Source organism: Devosia sp. (genome assembly GCF_036406155.1).
Taxonomy (GTDB): domain Bacteria; phylum Pseudomonadota; class Alphaproteobacteria; order Rhizobiales; family Devosiaceae; genus Devosia_A.
The window spans coordinates 1-3737 of sequence record NZ_DASWVV010000012.1; the positions used below are offsets into that span (position 1 = coordinate 1).

A 3737-nucleotide genomic window follows, 5' to 3' on the forward strand; every position below is an offset into this window, starting at 1 on the left:
CACGGCTGGCGCGCGAAACGGCGCAGACGCTGCTGAGCGAAGGCAAGACCGTCAAGATTCTGACGGTGGGGCGCAAGGGCAACGACATCCTCAAGCGCGTCTTCGCCGACAAGATCGTCGAGGCCATCTCGTTCCGCGAGGTGCGCAATATCGGCTATGCCAACGCCGCGACGGTGGGCGAGAAGATCCTCGCCATGTACCAGGCGGGCGAGTTCGACGTGGCGACGCTGTTCTATGCCCGCTTCCGCTCGGTGATCAGCCAGATCCCGACGGCGCAGCAGTTGATCCCGGCGAAGTTCGAATCTCCGGCCGAAGGCGCGCCGGAGGCGACGCTGAGCTACGAGTACGAGCCGAGCGAGGAGGCCATCCTCGCCGATCTGCTGCCGCGCAACATCTCGGTGCAGATCTTCCGGGCGCTGCTCGAGAACAACGCCTCGTTCTTCGGCGCACAGATGAGCGCCATGGACAACGCGACGCGCAATGCCGGCGACATGATCAAGCACCTGACGCTCGATTACAACCGCCAGCGCCAGGCCCAGATCACCAAAGAACTCATCGAAATCATTTCGGGCGCGGAAGCGCTCTAGCAGGAACGAGGTAGAAGATGGCCCGAGCAGCGACAGCAGCAAAAGCCCCGGCGGCGGCCAAGGCTCCCGCCGCCAAGAAGGCCCCCGCGGCCGCCAAGGCGTCGACGACGAGCAGGCCGGCCGCCTCCGGCAAGCCGACCGGCCGCGTCAGCCAGGTCATCGGCGCGGTGGTCGACGTCACCTTCGATGGCCACCTGCCGGCCATTCTCAACGCGCTCGAGACCGACAACCAGGGCAACCGCCTGGTGCTCGAGGTGGCGCAGCACCTGGGCGAGAACGCGGTGCGCACCATCGCCATGGATACGACCGAGGGCCTGGTGCGCGGCGCGCCGGTGACCGATACGGGCGAGCCGATCTCGGTGCCGGTCGGCGACGAGACGCTGGGCCGCATCATGAACGTCATCGGCGAGCCGGTGGACGAGGCCGGCCCGGTCAAGACCGCCAGCCGCCGCGTCATCCACCAGGACGCCCCCAGCTTCGTCGAACAGTCGAGCGAGGCGCAGATCCTCGTCACCGGCATCAAGGTCGTGGACCTGCTCGCCCCCTATGCGCGCGGCGGCAAGATCGGCCTGTTCGGCGGCGCCGGCGTGGGCAAGACGGTGCTGATCCAGGAACTGATCAACAACGTCGCCAAGGCGCATGGCGGCTACTCGGTGTTCGCCGGCGTCGGCGAGCGCACCCGCGAGGGCAACGACCTCTATCACGAAATGATCGAATCGGGCGTGAACAAGGACCCGCGCGAGAACAACGGGTCCACCGCGGGCTCGAAGTGCGCGCTGGTGTTCGGCCAGATGAACGAGCCGCCGGGAGCCCGTGCGCGCGTCGCGCTCTCCGGGCTGACCGTCGCCGAGCATTTCCGCGACCAAGGCCAGGACGTGCTGTTCTTCGTCGACAACATCTTCCGCTTCACCCAGGCGGGCTCGGAAGTGTCGGCGCTGCTCGGCCGCATCCCCTCGGCGGTGGGCTACCAGCCGACGCTGGCCACCGACATGGGCGCCCTGCAGGAACGCATCACCACCACGCAGAAGGGCTCGATCACCTCGGTGCAGGCCATTTACGTGCCGGCCGACGACCTGACCGACCCGGCGCCGGCGACGTCGTTCGCCCACCTCGACGCGACCACCGTGCTCAACCGCGCCATCTCGGAAAAGGGCATCTATCCGGCGGTCGACCCGCTCGACTCCACGTCGCGCATGCTCGACGCCTCGATCGTGGGCGAGGAGCACTACAACACCGCCCGCAAGGTGCAGGAGATCCTGCAGCGCTACAAGGCCTTGCAGGACATCATCGCCATCCTCGGCATGGATGAACTGTCCGAAGAGGACAAGCTCACCGTGGCCCGTGCCCGCAAGATCGAGCGCTTCATGAGCCAGCCGTTCCACGTCGCCGAGGCCTTCACCGGCACCTCCGGCGTGTTCGTGGCCATCGAGGATACGATCAAGGGCTTCGCCGGGCTGGTCGCCGGCGAGTACGACCACCTGCCCGAGGCGGCCTTCTACATGGTCGGCACCATCGAGGACGCCGTCAAGAAGGCGCAGAAGCTCGCCGCCGAGGCGGCATAAGGGGCACGCGGAATGGCCGAAGGCACCAAACTCGACATCGTCTCGCCCGAGCGGCTGCTGGTTTCCGAGCACGTGGCCTCGGTCACCATCCCGGGGACCGATGGCTATTTCGCCGTATTGGGCGAGCACGCACCGATGATGAGCACGCTCAGGCCGGGCTTCATCACCACGGTCGATGCCGGCGGCAAGAGCGCGCAGTACTATGTGCGTGGCGGCTTCGTCGACGTCTCGCCGGCCGGGGTCACGATCCTCGCCGAACAGGCGGTGCCGACCAGCGAGTTCGACCGCGCCGAGATCGAGGCGTCGCTGCTGCAGGCCGAGAAGGATCTCGCTGCGGCCTCGACGCCCGAGGCGCGCACCTTCCTCGAGGAACTCATCTACGGGCTCAGGAACCTGCTCATCGAGGCGCAGCACCTCGGCCAGACGCACATCCACTGAGGCGTGGCCCCGTTCGGGGCCGGCGTGTCGCGACAGATTGCAAGGGGCGCCCCGGCGGCGCCCCTTTTTCTTGCGTGCAGCCCGCCGCCTTCACCAAGGATTAACCACGCATCGCGCACCGTCTGGCAGGCCGTCGCGCGCGCCGCCAGCCCGTCGCAACACCGGGCATGGCGCGGCCCCGGCCGCTGGCCGCAGGGGGCGTCGGCGTGCACGACACACATGTCACGGGCAAGACATTGGCGACCGGCCGTAGCGGGCGCGGGCTGCTGCCCGCGCGCCCACCGGCCGGCGCCGACACATGGGCCATGCTGCCGGCGCTCGCCATCGCCGCCGCCGTGTTCGTGGCCGGCGCTACGGCGCTCTACGCGCCGCCCGCCACCGGGGAAATGGCAGTGGTCTTCGCCCCGGGTACGGACGAAGTCGCCGCCTATGCCGCCATTCTCGCCGCCGGCGGCCGCTTCGTCGCCCCGACGCGGCTCGCCAATATCGCGGTGGCCTATACCGACCGTACGGATTTCGCCGAGCGCATCAGGGCATTCGGCGGCCTGTTCACCCTCGCGGCGCACGGACTGTGCGCGCCCCAGCAAGGATCAGTTCCATGAGCATCGAAACTCTGCGCCAGTCTGCCGCCCGCGTGCTGTCCGCCGCCAGCCTGGCACTGGCGACCCTGGTCGTGGGTACCGAGTGGCTCGTGCAGGGCGCGCCGGGTCCCGGCGCCGCCACGGCCGTCGGTTGCGCGCTGGCGCTCGGCGCCCTCTACGCCACCGCCCGCAACGGCAGTGCCTTCCGCTACGCCGCCGTCTCGGTGCTGATGGGCGAAGTCATGGCCATGCTGGTCGCGATGCGCGGGCAGCCCCTGCAGATCGACATGCACATGCTGTTCTTCGCCGCGCTGGCGCTGAGCGCCCTGCTCTACGACGTGCGGGCGCTGCTGCTGGGCACGGCGCTGGTGGCGGTGCACCATCTGGGGCTGGGGCTGGCCATGGAGAGCCTGGTATTCTATGGCGGCAGCACGCTCGAGCGGGTGGCGACGCACGCGGCGATCCTCCTCGCCGAGGCCGGGGCACTGGTGTGGCTGACGGCGACGACGCAGCGCCTCACCGCCTCGCTCGCCAGCGAATCGCAGAACGTGCGGGCGCTGGCGGCGGAA

Annotated in this window: 4 protein-coding genes and 1 pseudogene; all 5 read left to right on the forward strand. The window is 68.9% G+C overall.

Annotated elements, in window-relative coordinates:
• On the forward strand, positions 1-587 hold a 587-nt coding region (gene atpG, locus VGD93_RS00685; RefSeq protein WP_395008184.1), incomplete at its 5' end, for an ATP synthase F1 subunit gamma.
• Between the two features lie 17 nt (positions 588-604).
• Complete coding sequence (gene atpD, locus VGD93_RS00690; RefSeq protein ID WP_395008185.1) at positions 605-2149, forward strand: F0F1 ATP synthase subunit beta; 1545 nt, start codon at positions 605-607, stop codon at positions 2147-2149.
• Positions 2150-2161: 12 nt separating this feature from the next.
• Positions 2162-2587, forward strand: a complete 426-nt coding sequence (locus VGD93_RS00695) for a F0F1 ATP synthase subunit epsilon (RefSeq protein WP_395008187.1) — start codon at positions 2162-2164, stop codon at positions 2585-2587.
• Positions 2588-2793: 206 nt separating this feature from the next.
• Positions 2794-3189: a hypothetical protein gene (locus tag VGD93_RS00700; RefSeq protein ID WP_395008188.1), complete on the forward strand. Its 396-nt coding sequence runs from the start codon at positions 2794-2796 to the stop codon at positions 3187-3189.
• A pseudogene (locus VGD93_RS00705) lies at positions 3186-3737 on the forward strand (hypothetical protein); the annotation flags it as partial. The gene VGD93_RS00700 and the pseudogene VGD93_RS00705, both read left to right, overlap by 4 nt.

Bases quoted from the DNA above. Each gene is read 5' to 3' on its own strand.
- VGD93_RS00695 (WP_395008187.1), top strand. From the start codon at position 2,162: ATGGCCGAAGGCACCAAACTCGACATCGTCTCGCCCGAGCGGCTGCTG.
- atpD (WP_395008185.1), top strand. From the start codon at position 605: ATGGCCCGAGCAGCGACAGCAGCAAAAGCCCCGGCGGCGGCCAAGGCT.